The sequence below is a fragment of the Lactiplantibacillus sp. 7.2.4 genome, assembly GCF_018991185.1.
Classification (GTDB): Bacteria; Bacillota; Bacilli; order Lactobacillales; family Lactobacillaceae; genus Lactiplantibacillus; species Lactiplantibacillus pentosus.
On sequence record NZ_JAGYGS010000005.1, the window covers coordinates 101,208 to 121,478 of the forward strand.

Here is a 20,271-nt window from a genome sequence, read left to right on the forward strand (position 1 = left end):
GGCGAACCGTTACCGCGTTATTTAAATTCTGCTTTTAAGGCATCGACCTTATCCGTGTGTTCCCATGGTAAGTCAATGTCGGTCCGACCAAAGTGGCCGTATGCAGCCGTTTGGCGATAAATTGGCCGTTGTAAGTCAAGCATCTTAATGATACCTGCTGGACGCAGGTCGAAGTTCTTACGGATAGCCGCAATCAACGCTTCATCGCTGACTTTACCGGTTCCGGCAGTGTCTACGGCGATTGAAACGGGTTCTGCAACCCCGATAGCATAAGCCAACTGAACTTCAACTTGGTCAGCTAAGCCCGCTGCAACCACATTTTTGGCAATGTAGCGCGCCGCGTAACTCGCTGAACGGTCAACCTTGGTGGCATCCTTGCCAGAGAAGGCCCCACCACCATGATGGGCAAAACCACCGTACGTATCAACGATCACTTTCCGACCAGTCAAACCGGCATCCCCTTGAGGACCCCCGATGACGAACCGACCAGTTGGGTTGACCAAGTACTTGGTCTTGTCGTCCAACAATTCAGCAGGTAATTCTGCCTTGATGACTTGTTCGATGACCGTTTGACGAATCGTGTCCAGGTCAACGTCCGGATCATGCTGGGTCGATAGGACGACCGTGTCGATCCGTTGGGGTTGATTGGCTTCGTCATATTCAACCGTCACTTGAGCCTTAGCATCTGGCCGCAACCATTTGATTGTACCGGCCTTGCGCAATGCGGCGATTTTACGCATCAAGCGATGGCTTAATGCGATGGGCAGTGGCATCAATTCTGGGGTTTCGTTAATGGCATAGCCAAACATCATCCCTTGATCACCAGCACCGATTTGATCTAATGGGTCAGCATCGCCAGTCCGCGTCTCTAGTGAGTCATCGACCCCTTGCGCGATATCTGGTGATTGTTCATCCAATGAGACAAGGACGGCACAGTTGTCACCGTCAAAGCCGTATTGACCATCAACGTAGCCAATCGACTTGATCGTGTCACGCACGACCTTTTGAATATCAACATAGGCCTTGGTCGAAACTTCACCGAAGACCAGCACTAATCCAGTCGTCACCGAGGTTTCAACGGCGACCCGTGCTTGCGGATCCTGCGCCAACATGGCGTCGAGGATGGCGTCACTGATTTGGTCAGCAATCTTATCTGGATGACCCTCAGAGACTGATTCAGATGTAAATAAGTGTCTTTCACTCACAATAAATTCCCCCTTGATAATTTCGGTTACAAGGCATCTAAGCATCGTAAGTCGATAAAACTTACGTTACTTATCCTTTCGGGAACGGCTCATAACTATATAAGGTTATCACAATCACCGTTTTTTTTAAAGAATTCCGTGAAATTATTGACGCCGGCACCCCCGACCGGTACGATTAAAGCATTATCTTAATTAGAGAGTGTTGACAAAATGATTCGAATCGGAAAATTACATCTCAAACGCGATTACGTCGCTTTGGCCGTCTATGCCATTGCCCAGAGTATCATCAGTTGGTGGGCGGCGCTTGATTACGGCCGGTCATTTCAAACGGCAACCTTTTCAGCCGCGCAGCTCCCCCTGATTGGGTACACCTTAGCTGTCGCAGCGGCGGTCTTCATCATCCTGGACCGGCGCATCGCCCCGCAGTGGAGTCTGATTGCCATTGGGATTACGGTCGCCTTAGCCTTCACCAATATCATCGCTAAGGAGTCAGAACTGCTCTATCTCTTACTGACTTGTAGCGCATGGCTACTCATCATGGCCGTCCCCAGGTTCGGTATGCAAAACTACTTCGGTCTGGTCGTTTTCGGCGTCATTATGACTTACACGATTCCAGTGGCGGTCTTTGACCTGCAAAATAATTATTTGTCCACGACCTTCCTCTGGAAACTAGTGCCCATGTTAGCAAGTTACGTGTTCCTCTACGTCCCGAGCTTCAGCCATCAGCGTCAAATCAATCAGTTGATTTCCGCAATCACTGGTGCGCTGCTGGTCATCACCATCTTTTTACAACCGTTGACCTGGCAGACGATCCTCGCAATTTTGATTACGATTGCCGTCTGGTTCAGTCAGCAGTCGTATGGCCGCACACGCCGCCATTTGATGATCAATGTCGGGGTTCAGCTGATTTTGATGTTCTTGCTGTATTGATTGAGGCCATAAAAACGCACGGACAGTCGCATCCGTTTGATGCCGCTGACCGTGCGTTTTAATTAGCTCAAGCTTTCGTTTGTAAATTCTGAGTGAACCGCCGCCACTTTTCAATGACCGACTGTTTACTGAACCGCTGCGAAGAACGATAGGCGTTCTCCAAAAATTGCTCGTGAATCTCTGGGTGTTGCAAGTAGTACCGGACCTTATCAGTGAGTTCATCGATGTCATCTGGGGTGATTAAGTAGCCATTGATGCCATCCTCGATAATATCCTCAGGACCATAAGCGATACGATAACCGATGACGGGCACACCATAGCTTTCAGCCTCCATCGTCGCTAACGAGAAGCCTTCTTCGACACTCGTCATCAGCGCGAGACTGGCCTGCTGGTATTCAGCGGCCAAATCTGGTAAAAAGCCGCGAATAAAGATGTGCTGCTCCAAATGATTGGTATGAATAAACTGACGCATTTGTCGTTCAATTTTGGACCCATGCCCAAACAATTGGAGGGTCAAGTCTGGAAACTCAGGAACAAGGCGCCGCACTAATTCCAATTGATGTGGTAATTGCTTTTCTGGGGAGTAACGTGCAACACTGATAATTCGGTTAGGTTTGCGCCCGGCTCGCTGTATTGGATGTTCGTTCGTATAACCCACTGGAATCACAACTACCGGTGGCAAGTTATCATACCGCTTTAGTAAATCTCGCTTTTGATGCTCTGTGGAAACAATGATTCGGTAAAACTGGTCGGGATGCGTTAAGACATAGCGATATACCGATTTTAGCGGGCCAGTCACAACATCCGCCCCCGCACGTAAATGGGTACTATGTAGGACTGAACAGACTCGAACCTCTGATCTCGTTTGACTCAGTGCAGCAGCCGTTTGCCGATTGCGATCACAAAAATAAACATCTTCCGCATTCGCTAATTCATCAAAAAAGAACGTTTGCAAGGCCTGTTCAGAATCAAAGAAAAAGTCACGGTGATGGTAATCTTTTAACGTGATTAGTCGTAAACGTGGCTCGGGCTGAGAAATATCGTATTGTTTGATCAACTTAATCTGACCCTGTGGATTGTAGTAGACTTCTGTGTGGACCTCCTGGTGTTTCACCAAAAAACTAGTGCGACTTAAGAAGCCCCGATTATCATAAAACTCACGCCGAACTTTGACCCCATGACTGTCGAAATAATTAACGTAATCGAGTTGCTGAAAATCTGGATCAACGAAATGGGCATACATCAAATACCGACCTTCCGCATCAAAAATTCGATAGTCATTGGCCTTGCTCACCCGTACGAGCTTAAAATGACACGTCGATTGCCAGTAATTTCGCCAATCATGCGTTGTGGCTTTAACCATTTCGGGCATCGTTTCTTGAAAAAAGTCATAAAGACTAAAGCATTTACCCAGGGCACCAAAGCGCTTGGCATGCTCATTCAACCGTGGATTATAATCCACATAAACACACTTGGCCTGAAGCCCAGCTGCCTCGAATAATGACAACCGATTCAGCTGCGCCTTCTCAATTCCCGTTAGCTTTTGACCCAAACCAGTACCCACAAAATAATACATCCGTTGCCATCCCCTCTACAATTCTGATGCGGTGTGGTTATGCTAGAAACCCATATTACAATGATTGAATCAAATCAAACATCCTGCACGGCCCACATTCATTGACCCGGTTATCTATTATAACCATATACTATCTTTACAGTATCACATTTAGATGCTAATGACCACCAGCGATGGCTCGCCCTAACCGCACATCAATTGACAAGACGCAGAAAAGCAGCCTGTGCTGACAACACAGACTGCCGGACATCGTGCCGATTTAGAGAATATGCGATTTGCATATCGTTATCATAGACATTGATTTATATTTGCATCCAAAACGAATCAAGTTAAACTGACCTGCACCGCTTTTGGGAGCACATGGTACTCCGTGACTATCAGTTGACTGACTTAACCCATCATCGATTTATGATTATCGACCAAACTTTCAATCTCACGGCTTACAATTCTCATGAACAAGACGCATGACTTAGCAGGTACGGAAATCACCCAGCGTGCATCCGTACCCTAACCACGTGAACTCACCTGTGCGCCACCACCTGCGCCACGGTCGCAATATCAGCTGGCGTTGTTCGACAACAGCCGCCAATGATCTGCGCACCCGCTGCCAGCCACTTAGGCACAAAGCTCGCGAACTGGTGACTTAAATCGGTTGGCTGCCAGGTCTTCGTGACTGGATCGTACTGGTCACCCGAATTGGGGTAAACAATCAGTGGCATCGTCACTGCTGCCCGCAACGTTTTCAAGGCGGGTTCGATATTTTCTAATGCGGTACAGTTGACCCCCACGGCCACCACGTTAGGTTGGGCTGCGACCCACTGTGTGGCGGTCGCTAAGGATGTGCCATCACATAACCTTTGTGGGTCGCGGATACTGAAGCTGACCCAGTACGGTTGATCAGGCCACCGGGTCGTCACCAGATCGACTAGTGCCTGAACTTCATCTAGTCGCGGCATTGTTTCTAGTGCTAAGACATCAACACCCGCATCAATCATTAATTCGAGTCGTTCCTGATGAAATGCCTGATAGGCCGCTGGAGATAGCTGATAATCGCGAGTGTACTCACTACCATCCGCGAGATAAGCCCCGTAAGGTCCAATACTGCCGGCAATCACAGCGCCAGTGGCCGCACTGGCATCCCGAGCATCGTGGGCCACAGTGACCGCCTTTTGAATCAGTTGCCGCGCCTGTTCAGCGGGAATCCCCGCCTGTTCAAAGGCTGGCACGTTGGCCTGATAGGTATTGGTCGTCATGATTTGCGCGCCAGCATCCAAGTAACTTTGGTGGACGGCTTGGATCGCTGCGGGGTGATCAAGCATCGCCGTTGCCGACCACAGCGCACTGTTGGTCGCCACGCCCCGTTTTTCCAATTCGGTAGCCATCGCGCCATCTGAGACGACTGGACCCTTAGTTAGTAAATCAGTTAATGAAATCATCCGAATGATTGTCTTCCTTTCTTGGCTGTAATTATGTTATTCTTAGAGCATTGCTGATTTTCTAATCATAGTCTAATCATATATATTCTGCAAGTAAGGAAGGCCGTAACATTATGTCAAAACAAACCCACCTTAGCCGCCAGATGGAATCGCGCCACGTGCTCATGATTTCGCTGGGCGGTGTGATTGGGACCGGACTATTTTTAAGTTCCGGTTATACGATTCATCAAGCCGGGCCGATTGGGACGCTGATTGCCTATACAATTGGCGCTGTACTGGTGTACCTGGTCATGTTGTGCCTGGGAGAACTCTCAGTCGCCATGCCCTATACCGGGGCCTTTCACGTGTATGCCAAAAAATACATCGGCCCCGGCACTGGTTTCACGGTGGCCATCTTGTATTGGCTGACGTGGACGATTGCCCTCGGTTCCGAATTCACTGCCGCTGGGCTCATCATGCAAACGTGGTTTCCGCACATCGCCACCTGGATCTGGAGCCTCGTCTTCATGGTCGTGATTTTTACGGTCAACGCGCTCTCCGTTCGGTGGTTCGCCGAAGCCGAATTTTGGTTTGCTAGTATCAAAGTAGTCGCCATCGTCGTCTTTATCGTGCTAGGTGCCCTAGCAATGATTGGCCTATTACCGCTGCACGGGCATGCCAGCGCACCGCTACTAACGAATTATACGCGCAACGGCTGGTTTCCAAACGGCTTTGGCGGCGTCTTCACCACCATGCTGACCGTCAACTTCGCCTTTTCAGGGACCGAGCTGATTGGGATCACGGCCGGTGAAACCAAGGACCCCGCCCACACGATTCCGACTGCCATCAAGACCACCCTTTGGCGCCTTATTATTTTCTTTGTCGGCAGTATGTTCGAGATGGCTGCGCTGATTCCATACAAACAAGCCGGCGTCACACAAAGTCCCTTCGTGCTCGTTTTTAAAGAAATTGGGATTCCGTATGCAGCCGACTTAATGAACTTCGTCGTGCTGACGGCGATTATGTCCGCGGCCAACTCGGGCTTGTACGCCTCGACGCGGATGTTGTGGTCACTGGCCAACGAAGGCACGATTCCGCAGGTCTTCAAAAAGACGACCAAACGCGACGTGCCACTGGTCGCCCTGATCACCAGCATGTTGGGCGGCATCTTAGCCCTACTCTCCAGCGTTTATGCTGCCGGTTCAGTCTACCTGGTCCTCGTGTCAATCTCAGGTCTCGCGGTGGTCATCGTCTGGATGGCAATTGCCTTATCTGAAATCAACTTCCGCAAAGCTTACCTCAAAAGCGGGCAATCGTTAGACAAGTTAGCCTATAAGACACCGGGTTATCCGGTCGTCCCGTGGCTCGCGTTCATTTTGAGTGGCTTGTCCTGTTTGCTGATTTGGTTCGACCCTAACCAGCGAATTGCCCTCTACTATACGGTGCCATTCGTGGCGATTTGTTACCTCGGCTATTACCTCAGCCGCAAGTTCAAACGGCATCCGGCTACGGATACGGAGAAGTAACGTGTCAATGACCGTGATGGCATGCGTGCTGTCAGCCGAATTCAAGCTCAAGATTTGAAATTAATATTATCATACCAACCAAACGGCAGTCATTCTCATTGAGGAACGGCTGCCGTTTTTGTCGTTTAAAAGTAGCCGGCTCAGCACCACTGAAAACAGTGCGCGCTGGCCTTAAACCTGCTGTGATTGTCACGCCTGATCCGGCTTGTCGGCGCCGTAATCGGACGATGGCGTACACGCGCAGACGAACAGTTAGTCTGCGACACGTGCTCACATCATCAACGCTCAGTTGCATCCGTAATCCAACCTTGAGTGACGTGGTCTTTTCTCGTTAGCTCTAAGCAGCTTGCCAAATCAGATCTGTAAGGTGAACGACCTAACCACAGCGCGGCTCAGACAAGCAATCCGCGCGCACACTCACATCCGCCCGTATCCCCGCAATTTCAAATCAGGACGACTAATTGGTTATCACACGATAATCGAATTAATAAATAATTGACCCCGTATACTAGTGATTAATTATGCTATGATTAATTTAACAAGATTATGGGAGGGGTTTCAATGCATCCAGGATTATTACTCGTTAACTTAGGCTCCCCAGCATCCCCGACAACGCAGGATGTGAAAACGTACTTACAAGAATTCTTAAGTGACCCAAGCGTCATCGAAATGCCAGTTGCACTGTGGCAACCATTGCTTCGCGGCATCATCTTACCGACACGCTCATGGCGCTCGGCGACCTTTTATCAAGACAGTTGGCTGCCGGCAGGGTCACCGCTGATCGTTTATAGTGAAAAAATCTGTGAACAGGTCCAAGCTGACCTCCCTGATTGGGACGTGCGACTGGCGATGACGTATGGCCAACCAGACATTGGCGAGACGTTGCAGGCGATGGTGGCGGACGGCTGTAAACAACCAATCGTGCTGCCACTGTTTCCTCAGTATACGCAGAGTACCCATGGCGGCATTCACCGGCAAGTCGAAGCGACCGGTTTACCACATACGTTCATCGACCACTTCTACGATAACGCCACGTATATTCAACTACTCGCCGCTAAAGTCTGGGAAAGCTATCAGCAGCACGATTTTGATGCCGTCATTTTCAGCTATCACAGCATTCCGACAGCGATGGTTCGGCACGGCGATCCTTATCAAAAGGAGTGTGAAGCGACAACCGCGGCCGTCTTGGCGCAGCTGCCTGAATTACCGGCGGACAAGGTCGTCACCGCCTATCAATCCAAGTTTGGCCCAATGCCGTGGTTAAAACCCTACTTGCGCAATGAACTGATGCAACTGGTCGAACTTGGCAAACGCAACGTGTTGATTGCGACCCCGTCATTTGTCGTCGACTGTCTGGAAACTTTAGAAGAGGATTATGTTCAAAATTATCAGACCTTCAAGTCCAGCGGCGGTGACCGGTTCGAACTCGTGCCACCAATGAATACGGACCCCCAATTCAGTCAGTTACTCGCTGATTTAGCGGTTCAAAAGTGGGAGGCGCGTGCCCATGCAACCACGTAGCCGCCAGAGTTTGGAAGAAATCAATCAGAGTGTTGCCGTCCCCGACGTGCACCAGACCGCATTTTGGCGTAAATTTCTCGCTTACAGCGGACCCGGCGCGCTGGTCGCAGTCGGCTACATGGACCCGGGCAACTGGCTGACCTCGTTGGCAGGTGGCGGTCAGTTCCAGTATCGCCTACTGACGGTGCTGGCGCTGGCAATTATCGTCGCGATGTTCATGCAGGCGCTGGCCATCAAGTTAGGCGTCGTCGCTCGACAAGATTTAGCGCAGGCGATTGCGGCCAAGTTGCCGCGTCCCATCCGCTATGCGCTCTGGATATTAAATGAGGTCGCGATGATGGCGACTGATATGACCGGCGTCATCGGGACGGCGATCGCATTGAAACTATTATTTGGGTTGCCATTATTAGCCGGAATTTTACTGACGATTGCGGACGTGCTCGTGGTTTTGCTATTCTTACGTTTTGGGATTCGACGCGTCGAATTCTTAGTCTTAGCCGCAATCATTAGTGTCGGCATCATCTTCGGGCTGGAAGTCGGTCGCGCGCACGTCCAAGTCGGTCAAGTGATGCTCGGGCTTGTTCCAAATAGCTTGATTATTAAAAATCATACCGCCCTGGTGCTCAGCCTCGGTATTTTAGGCGCAACAATCATGCCGCATAACTTATACTTACACTCGTCGCTCGCACAGAGTCGCCGTTACGATTATCACGACCCACTGCAAGTCAACGAGGCCTTACGTTTTGCTAACTGGGACTCGACGGTTCATTTGATTGCCGCCTTTCTCATCAATGCGCTACTACTCGTGCTCGGTGGGACCTTATTTTTCGGCCACACCACTGCACTGGCAAGTCTGCAAGCGGTCTTCAATGGGTTGAAAAATCCGGCCATCGTGGGTGCACTGGCGAGTCCGTTCATGAGCTGGCTCTTCGCACTCGCGCTACTCATCACCGGCCTGATTTCGTCGATCACCAGTACGCTCGCCGGCCAAATCGTCATGGAAGGCTACTTGCACATCCGCCTACCGCTCTGGCAACGGCGGCTATTGACCCGGGCGGTCACCTTGATTCCAATCTTGATCATTGGCTTTATGGTTGGCTTCAGTGATGCCGCGTTTGAAAATCTGATCATTTATGCGCAAGTTGCGCTTAGCGTCGCCCTGCCCTTCACCTTATTGCCGTTAGTCGCGTTAACGAATAATCGACAGCTGATGGGGGCGCACGTCAATCGCCCCGCTGTGACTTGGCTCGGGTATGGCTTGGCGGGAATTATTACGATTTTGAATATTTATTTGGTTTATAGTTTGTTTTGAAACTGACTGCGCTGTGTGATGATGGTCATCGTGCAGCTAAAGATTGCCACGTTAAAAATCCGCGTTGGAGTGCCTGCTTCGGACACTTCAAACGCAGATTTTTAGTCGGCTTTCAATTTAACCATTCTAGTAGTTGTGGCGGTTTACTTTCTGAACAAAAACATCAGCAATGATTGGCCCAATCATTGACGCACGGGTTACTCACCAGTCGCAGCATTCCTCCACTGAACTTCAGTCGCAGACTGGAGATACTTCAACAAGTCCAAGCTGCATGCAGATTAAGACCACAGCCAGCGTCACTCATCGAATTAGCATCGCATCACTAGTGTCCTGCAACCCTACTTAAACAGTTGCCATCCCCAGCAGCGCCGCCAACGCCCCAATCAGGTTAGCCTGATTATGAAATTTAGCGGCCACGATTCGGGGTTGTGATAACGTATCCCGAATCATTGGCAATTGTTCGAGTAGTGCGTCGTACTGCTGCTGAATCATGGGAACCACACGCGGTTGGGCACTGATGCCACCACCGATCGCGACTACGTTCAGGTCCATTACGGCTTGAACGTTTAAAATAATCTGAGCCACTTGGCAACCATAAGCGTTGAACATTTCCAGCGCCTTTGGGTTACCAGCTGCCAACGCCGCAAACACTTGCCGACCGTCATGTTCATCTGGCAGCTGCAATTCATGCGCAATCGCACTGATCATCCCAACTGCTGAACCCGTCTGCCCGGTTATTTTAATGGGCGCAGATGTGCTGGCCGCTAACATCATACTTAATTCGCCAGCCTGAAAATGACTGCCGCGATACAGCTGGTTATGAATGATCAAGCCACCACCCACACCGGTACCGAGTACCAAGACTAGGCCATTTTGGCAGCCCTGCAAACTTCCCCGCCAATTTTCAGCGAGGGCCGCCGCCTTACCGTCATTTTCCACGGCGACTGGCAACTGATACCGCATCGCTAGAGTTTGTTGTAAAGGGCATTGGTCCAAAAACGGCAACGCACCGCCATGATAAACGATGCCAGTCTGCGGATCAACTTGGCCCGGAACACTAACTGCAATGCCCGCAATCTGACCGACGTACTGGTCAGCGATGTCAAACAGCTGTTGCCAAAATGCGGCCAAATCCTGAGCCGTCGGGACGCTGGTGGCCGGCTGAATCTGGCCCCCATTTGCATCGAGTAGTCCGGCCTTCAAGTTCGTGCCGCCAATATCAAAACACAGGTATTGATTAGTCACGTGAATCACCCGCCACGTTTGCTTGGGTGCGATGCACATGCAGATAGTGCCCAACTGCGTAAATGGCGATGCAGATGAAGGCGGCACCACTGAGCACCATCATGCCACGAGGTGTGCCATGGCCAACCGCGCCAGCCAAGGCATCCATAATCGTTGGCGAGACAAAACACCCGATGTTGACGAGTACCAAGACGATCGTCGTCGCCAGATTCAACGACTGTTCAGGTGCGGCCCAATCCAGCCAGTTATACAGATAAGGGACGCCGAGGCCAAATCCAAAGCCTAAAATAATAACGGCAATGAACAGGAAGATGATGTTAGTTGCCATCGCAATCAGCAAGAAGCCGACAGCCACGAGGACAAAGCCTAACGGGAAGATGCGGTCGTGTAAGCGTTTGAAAAAGAAGCCAAAACTGGCACCGATTGGGATACTGACCAAGGTTGATAAACCGGCAATCAAAGCAGCGGTACTGGCATTTCCGAGTCCTTCATTGACGATCAGACTCGGTAATTCATAAGAAAATGGCATATAGAACGTAAACACTAAGAACATCAAAATAGAAATAACAACCACCGGCCGATTGATTTGGTGACTTCCGGTCGCTTTTGTTTCAGTCTGGTTGGTCTGACGAGCGGCCGCCGCGTGTGGTAGCGGTACAAACAGCGCAAATAGAATCAGAACTGGAATCACCAACAAATAAATCGCAAAGGCCGCGTGCCAGCTGATGGTCACTAAATAACTCACTAAGAACGATGCAATCGCCGCACCAACACTGCCCATCACATTTTGGTAGCCAATCATCCGCGCTAGCTCATCCTCATCCCGTTTGTAGAATTGCGGAATCAAGCTGACCGCTAACGAATTGAACAATCCAATGCCCAGGCCAATCAGAAAACGTGAAATCAGAATTGGCACGTAAGCACTCGCATACATCGGAAAAGTCCCGGTAATCAAAGTCACTAACAGGCCGATGATAATCGTCGCTTGTTCATGGAACCACCGCACCATGAACGGACTGATCAGCAAGCCGGCAACGATGCCGAAATTAGGAATCGTCGATAAGGTCTGCACCCCGGCTGCCTGTACCCCTTTGAACGCGTGATACATCGGCGGTAAGGCCGATGCAATCTGTGGCGCCATCATCAAAAATAACGAGATTGACAGCAGTGAGGCCTTGAAAATAAATCGATCTTGTTTTGCTTTCATGGTCGTCGCCTCCTATTTACTCAGATGAGCGTTCAAAAAGGCCATTTCATCATCCGTCGCCTGCTTGGCAATGTCATCCTTTTGACTGACTAAGAAGACGTGCCCGCGCGGATGTTTTTCGTCGCCATACATTTTGAAGACGTGCTCGATCCCTTTCGCGGTCAAAAAGCCGTCGAGTTTGGCCGAATTATTGCGAATAAAATCTTCCGTCGCCGTACAAATGAAGGTCGGCAAGTAGTTCGCTTGAATATACCGTTCGGCTTCGATTTGATTGCGTTGTTTCTGAATCGCTTCCGGCGTGAAGTAAGCGGCTACCGCACCCGTGACCATTCCTTCATCGAGTGGAAAGGCGGCGACACTGTTCAATACGACGGCCCGAAAATGCAAATCCGTCAGTTGATAGCCAAATAAATCGCGATAGTCCGGATTGGTCAAAATGGCGGCGTACTGTTCAGCCATCTGACCACCGGCACTATCACCCAATAGGAAGACATTATTCCGATCCAATCCATATTCATCGGCATGGTCGGCCACCCAGTGGATATAACGATCGACATCATCCAATTCGTCAGGGAAAACGGCATCCGGCGCTAAGCGATAATTGGGATTGACGAATGCAAAGCCCCGTTGTGCCCAGTTTAACCCGTAAAATTGATAGGTTTCCTTCGTCCCATAGCACCAGCCGCCACCGTGAATATTAATAATCACGGGTAAGGGCCGCGGTGCATCCGTCGGGCGATACAAGTCGAGTAAGTGCCACTTTGGGTCGGGACCGTAACTCAGGTCGTCTAACCGTTCAACACCGGCGACTTCTCGTGGCAAACCGGCATCACGTGCATCATCATTAGTTTTAAACGCGGTCCGTAATTCAATAATTGCTTGCTTTAAGTCTTTTTCAGTCATTGTAAGCGCCTCCATTAATTGCCTTTATCATAAAAGAACGACTCACCAGTTGATAGTGCGAAATCAACCAATTAGTCGTTCAATCTTAGCTTGTTTGTGGTTCGTTGCTTGAGTGCCTTCTCGTGATAGTCACCAATCTTTACGCTTCACTGCTGGCTGGTCCGCCTTAGCCGTCGACGCGGATACCAAGTTTGCCTCCCTTTGAAAATTACAGCAGCGGGCTAATGATGGACCACCACCTTTCGTGCAAGGTGCAATTGTTAACCTGCTAGTTCACTGATGCCGGAATCTAATCCCAAGTATGTTTCGTTTTATAAATTTCGGCAGCGGACTGATGATACACCGTTTGGAAGGCGCGATTGAGTGCCCGCGTGCTGGCAAAGCCGTTCATCGAGGCAATCGTCGTCAGGTTGCCCCGCTCACCAAGCAAGTCTTCATATGCATGTTGCGCTCGGACCAGGTTGACGTATTGGCCGACCGTCATGGCCATCTGCTTTTTGAAGAAGCGCGTCAGATATTCCTTGGTGACGTTGATCTTTTGGGCCACGTCCGTTAAGCTGATGGGCTCGGTGTAATGCTGGGCCACGTAGGTACTGATCTTCTGGATGCGCTCGACTGCCAGGGCATCCTTGCCGTACATCACACCGGTACTGGCTTTGGCGCTGGTAAAATAAGTTAAAAGATCTGCTAAGATTTGCGCCGTTTCGGCTTCCAGTCGTAAATTGGTCACCGCGCTCGGCCGTTGCAAGGCCAAATAAAGCTGGTCAAAGTGTCCTTGTAAGTTCAGATACATCGCTTGTTGCGCACTGGTAAACTGGTGTGGGTCGTTGACTGCGATAATTTCGGTCTCAATCTTAGGATAAAGCCGCCGCACGTAATCGTAGGGATAGATGACCGATAATGCCCGGATTTCGGGCGTATTATGCGTGTGGATGCTGTGAATCAGTTGCGAATTCACGACCAATAATTGGCCGGCAGAAGTGCGAAAATGTTGCCCGTTGATCGTAAAATCATCGATATGGCCGCTGATGGTATAGGACAGTTCAATCCCTTGATGCCAATGCGCAGCAATTTCACTGGGCGCGTGCTGATCATGATAATGAACCCATGCTGACAAGGGTTGCGTCCGCGTAACGATTTCGTGTTGAAAATTAGTTGCCAAATCAGTCACCATCCTTAAAGTGTCACGGTCGTTGTTAACGATTTCATTATTTCTGATTGTTGTTACCGATTTCATTGTTATGTAACCTGATACTCAGCGGCCATTAATTGGACGCACTTGCAAATATGAACGGTTGGGATGCTGAATCTTGACCAGCAAGCCCCCCCCCGCTATGGTAAAATAAAAACCGTGACTATCGCAAGGATAATCACGGCATGAAACGAATTGGCTTGAATATACGTGCTATATATTACTTCGTTTCATACCCATTATAACAGATAAAAGTTACGATGGCTTTTCATAGTGGTTACAAACCAAAATTTTTGCAACCAATGATTACCAGAATAAAACATTTCGTATTTTGATATACATAGCGTAGAAAGGAAGCATTTCAATGGTAAAAATTGCAGTTCTATCCGACGTCCACGGGAACGCAACCGCGCTGGAGGCCGTCCTGGCAGATGCCCGCGCGCAACAAGTCGATGAATATTGGACGGTTGGCGACATGACCGTTAGAGGCCCGGAATCCGAGCGTGTTCTCAGCTTACTGGATACCGTCGCTCCCACCGCTTACGTCCTCGGCAATCACGAAGAAAACTACCAAAAAGTCCTGACGGCAAATCCAAACACCTTCACGAAACCTAAACAAGTCATGGCAACGGTGCTGACGGCATTTGACCGTCGCCAATTAAGTCCGGAACACTTTGAAAGGTGTCTTAACTTACCAATGACAGTTACTAAACAGGTCGGCCCCTTAACAATTCGGCTCCAACACGTGCTGCCAACTGTGGCGAGTGGCCACGCATTGGCACCAACTGCAAGTCAAGCCAATTTTGACGAAGCAACGACCGGTGATGTTGACATTGTGATCTATGCCCACACCCATACGCCCATCATGCGCTATGGCACCGGCGGCAAGTTGATTTTGAACGCGGGCACGGTCGGCTTACCAACTGCCCTTAATCCCAACTTACGACAGCCGCGAGCGAGCTACTTAGTCTTGACTATCGATGCGAGCGGCTTGCAACAGATCGACTACCGCTCCGTTGATTTTGATTGGCAACAAGCCATCACCATCGCTCATCAGGCCCACCTGCCCTACGTGGAGTTTTACGAACAAACCTTACGAACCAATGCTTACCAGTACGCCCCAAGTGCAGTCGCGGCCTACAACACGCAGCACGATATGGCTCAAGAAGCTCGTAAAATTCTGCTCGAAAACCGTCGCTGAAAATCTGCTAAGAATCGGGAACAAATAGTTTCATTTTTCTGAAAATTCTGTATACTTTTAAAAGTTGATTACTACTCAACGTGGTAATCGCTGTTCAAGAGAGGAGCCAGAATTATGTATTTCAAACGAGCGACCCTTGATGATTTAGACCAAATCATCGATATTCTAAGTGACGGCCGGAACCAACTCGCCGAAGCTGGTGTGAACCAGTGGCAAGGTGACTACCCGTCGCGCAAACAGATTACAGCGGACATTATGCAAGGTTCAGCCTACTTATTTAACGCGGACGACAATGCCACGGTTGGCGCCGTCGCAGTTGTCCCCTCACCGGATGAAACTTACGATACGGCCAACGCCAACTGGCTAAACACGACGGATCCGTACGTTGTTATTCACCGCGTCGCCATTCACTCCAGTCATGCTGGTCATGGTTACGCCACTCAATTATTCGAAAAAATCATCGCCCACATTGCGGCGGAACATCCCGAAATCAAAAGTATTCGCATCGACACCCACGCGGACAATCTTGCCATGCAACATCTGATTGCCAAGATGAACTTCGAGCGCGTTGGTGACATGGTCGGCGTCTACCACGTTGATGATGTCTGCTACGTTTACGAAAAATTGCTTTAGGCGATATAGATTTAACTAAACTTCCAAACTTGACTGTCCAGTCAGTGTTTGGAAGTTTTTTTGCATGCTGGTTGAAATCGGTCGCGTCGTGCGCGGCGCCATTAAAACCCGTGGTCGCACACTATCCCCAGACACGCGGGTTACATCACGACCACTATAGATGATGTCGTGGATAGGAACTGCCGTATCCACGTTGCTTCACCGTGCCAATAAAGTCGCCAACGCCGCATAACGTCGTGTCCAATCAATGAGTTGTAGTGGCTGACAAGGTTGTTGGAGCAACCAATCCAGCTGTGCTTGACGTGCGGGCCGATCCAAAAAGACATAGCTCCGCGGCGCGACAAAATTAGTGAATTGCTGCTGCAATTGAGCCAACGGAATATTCGGCAGCGTCGTGAAGGCCGTAATCGGCAACGCCACGCCCTGTGCAGCGTCCTTAAAATAAGCCGCTGTCACATCTGGCGAATCATGTTGAATCAGCGCTCCGACCAGCGCTAATTGGTCTGGTGGCAACTGTAGTCCCTTATCACAGCGCATGTACAACCGAATCCCGCCATTGGGGCCGGAAGTATAAACGAAGGCTTGAAATGGTTCGCTGAAAAAGCGCCGGCGATACTCCAGCAATTTCACCCCGTCTATGATTGCTTGGGTTGGCTCCGGGTGCAATGAAAATAGCAATGTCGGCCGATCATGTAAATAGAAATCTGCAACCGTGGACATCTGATCCTTCCTCTCTAGATTATTAGGCTTAGTATACCGTAATTTGAGCACCACAGCCACTGACAAGGTTCACTAATAATACGAACAATATTATTATTTTCGGGATATTAAGTTCTTTATTTCATGCCATACAATGGATTTTATTGATGTGTAGCGGTATATTATTCATATATCCGAATGTATCGTGTTGGTGGTTCAATTAACTGACCATCATCGATAGTTTGTCATCAGTCGGCGTATACAGCAAAGATTCTGCCATTCGTCACGATTACATGACGTTTCAAATGCTCGGTTCACTCAAAATCACCTAGATTGGAGTCATTAACGTGCAGCAATATCAATTACGCTTAGGCCCACTCACCCGCAATTTGCCATTAATTCAAATCGCACCAAACACGCGCATTGCCTCGTTCGTTTTGCTTGGCGATGCGGAACTAACTCAGTACGCCGCTCAATAATTGGCACAGCGACTGACACACACCCCATTTGATTATCTGGTCACGATGGAGAGCAAAGGTATTCCTTTAGCGCAGGCTTTGAGCCAATTGGCCCACCATCCCCGCTTCATCGTGCTGCGCAAATCGGTCAAACCGTACATGACGCACCCCCATACGATAGCGGTGACGGCCATCACCACCCACACGCCGCAGCAGCTCGTCTTAGATGACGCGGACGCCACCCTCCTTCGCGGCAAACGCGTCGTAATCGTTGATGACGTCATCAGCACGGGCGGCTCACTGGAAGCTGCCAATCGCCTGCTACAACAAGTCGGCGCACTAGTTGTGGCTCAGACGGCAATTCTGGCAGAAGGTGCAGCTGTCACACGAACAGACATTGAATTTTTGGCGAAATTGCCACTGTTTGATGGAAATAACTCAGAATAATATAACTAGTCGTAGTGAACCGCGCCGCAGAAACAGATTTAACGGTAATTTTGTAGCCATTTTTGGCTTTATCAGTATTGTATGACCATTTAGACCGGTTAATTATAAATTCGTTTATACGGCAATTTTGAGCCGAATTCGAGCGATTCGCGAAATCTTGAGAAGCAATCATTTTTCAATGGCAATGCTAATTCAACTAAAATGATAATCACGCCATACTTTCATGGAAGATATTTTAGACAATTGACCGTCATCTACTAATGAATCTACTTGCAATGACCTGTCAGTCTGGTATGCTAAACCCAAGTTGATGTAAAACCTCAATTTTGCGATTTTGGATTGTTGATTTGACGGGATTTGTTTAGTCTGTTCCCCGTGTATGCGGGGGTGATCCTTAATAAAATCACAATGGATAGTGGCGAAGTGGCTGTTCCCCGTGTATGCGGGGGTGATCCCACCTGATAAAATCATGAAATTTATTACGCATCCTGTTCCCCGTGTATGCGGGGGTGATCCCGAGATCGTATCCAGTAGTTGTCTTCAATGGAGCTGTTCCCCGTGTATGCGGGGGTGATCCCGTACTGTAAGATCCGTCGAAACTAATAACGAGCTGTTCCCCGTGTATGCGGGGGTGATCCCCGAAGATGACGATTAAGAAAATGCAAAGAGAACTGTTCCCCGTGTATGCGGGGGTGATCCCGTTTTGTATGCCGCCTGTGTCAATCGCAACATCTGTTCCCCGTGTATGCGGGGGTGATCCTGGTAATCCCGCGGAATGACAACATGCCGTTTGCTGTTCCCCGTGTATGCGGGGGTGATCCCGACTATAGAAGCCATTGAAGGCCTGTTAGATACTGTTCCCCGTGTATGCGGGGGTGATCCTATTCCTCAAACCACTTATGCTAGCCAAGTTAACTGTTCCCCGTGTATGCGGGGGTGATCCCACCAGAACCAAATCTGTTGAAATATGCCTTTCCTGTTCCCCGTGTATGCGGGGGTGATCCCAAATGATAATTTAAGCGATAAGTAGGCTAGCGCTGTTCCCTGTGTATGCGGGGGTGATCCCCGATAGTATTCTTGCGCTTCCAGTAAGCTAGTCTGTTCCCCGCGTATGCGGGGGTGATCCTAAAATTCCCAGGGATCATCGATAACGTCCGCCCTGTTCCCCGCGTATGCGGGGGTGATCCCTGGTTCTCACGCCAATCTCCATCACGATGCATCTGTTCCCCGTGTATGCGGGGGTGATCCCTTGAATGCAAGAAGGAGGTAGCTGACAGTGGACTGTTCCCCGTGTATGCGGGGGTGATCCTTACATTGGACTTCGCATCGTTGGTCTTGTCATCTGTTCCCCGCGTATGCGAGGGTGATCCTGGTTTAAAGATTCGAACGGAAATTTAGACTTTCTGTTCCCTGCGTATGCGGGGATGATCCTGGCTTTTGTCAGCGCTTCTTCGCAGAACACTTGCTGTTCCCCGCGTATGCAGGGGTGATCCCCTATTTCCACAATCAAATTCATCTACTAGATGACTGTTCCCCGCGTATTCGGGGGTGATCCTAAGTAAAACATAAAACATTATTATCTTAGACCACTTAAATCTGCGCAGGTGTCCTACAACAAATCAGCTGGTTCCGGTTAAAATTAATGTTCATGCAGCAACCACCCCTCTCCAACACACACAGAATATTCAGAAAGTACGGCTCTTGTCGTACCCACCGCTCACAGTCATTCGCAAACTCGGCGCAAGGTAAATTAATTAGAATCCAGAGCAAAAAAAGCCGCCATATCCAAAGATATGACGACTTTTTTAAGTATCGAAAGCTATTCAAGATAGCTTATTGATACCGGCGATCGGGGTCGAACCGATACTCCCTCAACGGGAACTGGATTTTGAGTCCAGCGCGTCTGCCAATTCCGCCACGCCGGCAAAATAAAATGGGTGAAACTTACTGATCAGGATTATAACCTTTTCAGGAAAGGCGGTAACCGGATTTGAACCGGTGATGAAGGTTTTGCAGACCTCTGCCTTACCACTTGGCTATACCGCCATCATTTATTGCCCAAACCCAACTGGGTTAGCTGGATTCGAACCAGCGCATGATGGAGTCAAAGTCCATTGCCTTACCACTTGGCTATAACCCAATCAAAGGGCGGTAGGTGGGAATCGAACCCACGCGTGCCGGAGCCACAATCCGGTGCGTTAACCACTTCGCCACTACCGCCATCATGGCAGGGATAGTAGGAGTTGAACCCACACCGACGGTTTTGGAGACCGTTGTTCTACCATTAAACTATATCCCTATAAAGAATGGAGGGGAGTGGATTCGAACCACCGAACCCGAAGGAGCGGATTTACAGTCCGCCGCGTTTAGCCAGACTTCGCTACCCCTCCATAAATGGCGCGGGACGGAATCGAACCGCCGACACATGGAGCTTCAATCCATTGCTCTACCGACTGAGCTACCGAGCCATATCATTCTTCATGATGGAGTTTATTAAATTATTGATGAATAAATTCTCATCAGATGGAGGATACAGGGCTCGAACCTGTGACCCTCTGCTTGTAAGGCAGACGCTCTCCCAACTGAGCTAATCCTCCATAATGACCCCTACGGGATTCGAACCCATGTTACTGCCGTGAAAGGGCAGTGTCTTAAACCACTTGACCAAGGGGTCATATTTATATATCTAACTAACGGAGAGTAAGGGATTCGAACCCTTGAAACAGGTATAACCCGTTTACAGCATTTCCAATGCTGCTCCTTCAGCCACTCGGACAACTCTCCATGGCTTACCGTAGATA

General features: G+C 49.5%; 14 protein-coding genes, 10 tRNA genes, 1 pseudogene, 1 CRISPR repeat array and 1 riboswitch. Of the genes and pseudogenes, 7 read left to right on the forward strand and 18 right to left on the reverse strand.

Annotated elements, in window-relative coordinates:
- Window positions 1-17: 17 nt before the first annotated feature.
- Entirely contained in the window at window positions 18-1,205 is a 1,188-nt protein-coding gene (gene metK, locus KGF70_RS03035) for a methionine adenosyltransferase (protein WP_050340213.1), read from the reverse strand.
- A riboswitch (SMK box riboswitch) is annotated at window positions 1,203-1,305 on the reverse strand. Its footprint overlaps the gene before it by 3 nt.
- A gap of 110 nt (window positions 1,306-1,415) precedes the next feature.
- Between metK and KGF70_RS03040 the strand changes: the two genes are divergently transcribed.
- On the forward strand, window positions 1,416-2,135 hold the full coding sequence (locus tag KGF70_RS03040) for a hypothetical protein (protein WP_050340212.1): 720 nt from the start codon (window positions 1,416-1,418) through the stop codon (window positions 2,133-2,135).
- 67 nt (window positions 2,136-2,202) lie between these two features.
- On the opposite strand, the gene KGF70_RS03045 is transcribed toward KGF70_RS03040, so the two are convergent.
- Window positions 2,203-3,711, reverse strand: a complete 1,509-nt coding sequence (locus KGF70_RS03045) for a glycosyltransferase (protein WP_216768447.1) — start codon at window positions 3,709-3,711, stop codon at window positions 2,203-2,205.
- A 521-nt stretch (window positions 3,712-4,232) separates the two neighbouring features.
- Entirely contained in the window at window positions 4,233-5,147 is a 915-nt protein-coding gene (gene mmuM / locus KGF70_RS03050; RefSeq protein WP_216768446.1) for a homocysteine S-methyltransferase, read from the reverse strand.
- Between the two features lie 113 nt (window positions 5,148-5,260).
- Between mmuM and KGF70_RS03055 the strand changes: the two genes are divergently transcribed.
- The 3 genes from KGF70_RS03055 to KGF70_RS03065 all read left to right on the forward strand — a co-directional run bounded on the left by KGF70_RS03055 (window position 5,261) and on the right by KGF70_RS03065 (window position 9,485).
- A complete protein-coding gene (locus tag KGF70_RS03055) occupies window positions 5,261-6,652 on the forward strand; it encodes an amino acid permease (protein ID WP_216768445.1) in 1,392 nt (463 codons plus the stop codon).
- Window positions 6,653-7,213: 561 nt separating this feature from the next.
- Window positions 7,214-8,173: a ferrochelatase gene (gene hemH / locus KGF70_RS03060; RefSeq protein WP_216768444.1), complete on the forward strand. Its 960-nt coding sequence runs from the start codon at window positions 7,214-7,216 to the stop codon at window positions 8,171-8,173.
- A complete protein-coding gene (locus tag KGF70_RS03065) occupies window positions 8,160-9,485 on the forward strand; it encodes an Nramp family divalent metal transporter (protein ID WP_101873789.1) in 1,326 nt (441 codons plus the stop codon). Before hemH ends, KGF70_RS03065 begins: the two co-directional genes overlap by 14 nt.
- A 342-nt stretch (window positions 9,486-9,827) precedes the next feature.
- Here the strand turns inward: KGF70_RS03065 and KGF70_RS03070 are convergent, their stop codons facing one another.
- From KGF70_RS03070 to KGF70_RS03085, 4 genes are all read right to left on the reverse strand, one after another.
- A complete protein-coding gene (locus KGF70_RS03070) occupies window positions 9,828-10,730 on the reverse strand; it encodes an ROK family protein (protein ID WP_216768443.1) in 903 nt (300 codons plus the stop codon).
- On the reverse strand, window positions 10,723-11,937 hold the full coding sequence (locus KGF70_RS03075; RefSeq protein ID WP_216768442.1) for an MFS transporter: 1,215 nt from the start codon (window positions 11,935-11,937) through the stop codon (window positions 10,723-10,725). The genes KGF70_RS03070 and KGF70_RS03075 overlap by 8 nt, the downstream gene beginning before the upstream one ends.
- Window positions 11,938-11,949: 12 nt before the next feature.
- On the reverse strand, window positions 11,950-12,840 hold the full coding sequence (locus tag KGF70_RS03080) for an alpha/beta hydrolase (RefSeq protein WP_216786411.1): 891 nt from the start codon (window positions 12,838-12,840) through the stop codon (window positions 11,950-11,952).
- Window positions 12,841-13,129: 289 nt separating this feature from the next.
- Window positions 13,130-14,011, reverse strand: a complete 882-nt coding sequence (locus KGF70_RS03085; protein ID WP_367114990.1) for a helix-turn-helix domain-containing protein — start codon at window positions 14,009-14,011, stop codon at window positions 13,130-13,132.
- 385 nt (window positions 14,012-14,396) lie between these two features.
- Here KGF70_RS03085 and KGF70_RS03090 point away from each other — a divergent pair, with 385 nt between their 5' ends.
- Together KGF70_RS03090 and KGF70_RS03095 are read left to right on the forward strand one after the other, a co-directional pair.
- Window positions 14,397-15,233: a metallophosphoesterase gene (locus KGF70_RS03090; RefSeq protein ID WP_105923606.1), complete on the forward strand. Its 837-nt coding sequence runs from the start codon at window positions 14,397-14,399 to the stop codon at window positions 15,231-15,233.
- 114 nt (window positions 15,234-15,347) lie between these two features.
- Complete coding sequence (locus KGF70_RS03095) at window positions 15,348-15,866, forward strand: GNAT family N-acetyltransferase (RefSeq protein ID WP_003638352.1); 519 nt, start codon at window positions 15,348-15,350, stop codon at window positions 15,864-15,866.
- A 198-nt stretch (window positions 15,867-16,064) separates the two neighbouring features.
- On the opposite strand, the gene KGF70_RS03100 is transcribed toward KGF70_RS03095, so the two are convergent.
- Window positions 16,065-16,586: a hypothetical protein gene (locus KGF70_RS03100; protein ID WP_216768440.1), complete on the reverse strand. Its 522-nt coding sequence runs from the start codon at window positions 16,584-16,586 to the stop codon at window positions 16,065-16,067.
- 326 nt (window positions 16,587-16,912) lie between these two features.
- Here KGF70_RS03100 and KGF70_RS03105 point away from each other — a divergent pair.
- Window positions 16,913-17,470 (forward strand): annotated as a pseudogene (locus KGF70_RS03105) (phosphoribosyltransferase family protein).
- A 366-nt stretch (window positions 17,471-17,836) separates the two neighbouring features.
- Window positions 17,837-19,025: direct repeats of the CRISPR family, unit length 28 nt; unit sequence CTGTTCCCCGTGTATGCGGGGGTGATCC.
- A 285-nt stretch (window positions 19,026-19,310) separates the two neighbouring features.
- Here the strand turns inward: KGF70_RS03105 and KGF70_RS03110 are convergent.
- From KGF70_RS03110 to KGF70_RS03155, 10 genes are all read right to left on the reverse strand, one after another.
- A tRNA-Leu gene (locus tag KGF70_RS03110) sits at window positions 19,311-19,395 on the reverse strand.
- A gap of 50 nt (window positions 19,396-19,445) precedes the next feature.
- A tRNA-Cys gene (locus tag KGF70_RS03115) sits at window positions 19,446-19,516 on the reverse strand.
- A 22-nt stretch (window positions 19,517-19,538) separates the two neighbouring features.
- Window positions 19,539-19,610, reverse strand: a tRNA-Gln gene (locus tag KGF70_RS03120).
- A 7-nt stretch (window positions 19,611-19,617) separates the two neighbouring features.
- Window positions 19,618-19,690: transfer RNA gene (locus tag KGF70_RS03125), tRNA-His, on the reverse strand.
- Window positions 19,691-19,695: 5 nt separating this feature from the next.
- A tRNA-Trp gene (locus tag KGF70_RS03130) sits at window positions 19,696-19,769 on the reverse strand.
- Between the two features lie 8 nt (window positions 19,770-19,777).
- Window positions 19,778-19,860, reverse strand: a tRNA-Tyr gene (locus KGF70_RS03135).
- 5 nt (window positions 19,861-19,865) lie between these two features.
- Window positions 19,866-19,938 (reverse strand) — tRNA-Phe (locus KGF70_RS03140).
- A gap of 56 nt (window positions 19,939-19,994) precedes the next feature.
- Window positions 19,995-20,067 (reverse strand) — tRNA-Val (locus tag KGF70_RS03145).
- Window positions 20,068-20,071: 4 nt separating this feature from the next.
- A tRNA-Glu gene (locus KGF70_RS03150) sits at window positions 20,072-20,144 on the reverse strand.
- Window positions 20,145-20,164: 20 nt separating this feature from the next.
- Window positions 20,165-20,254 (reverse strand) — tRNA-Ser (locus KGF70_RS03155).
- Between the last annotated feature and the right edge of the window lie 17 nt (window positions 20,255-20,271).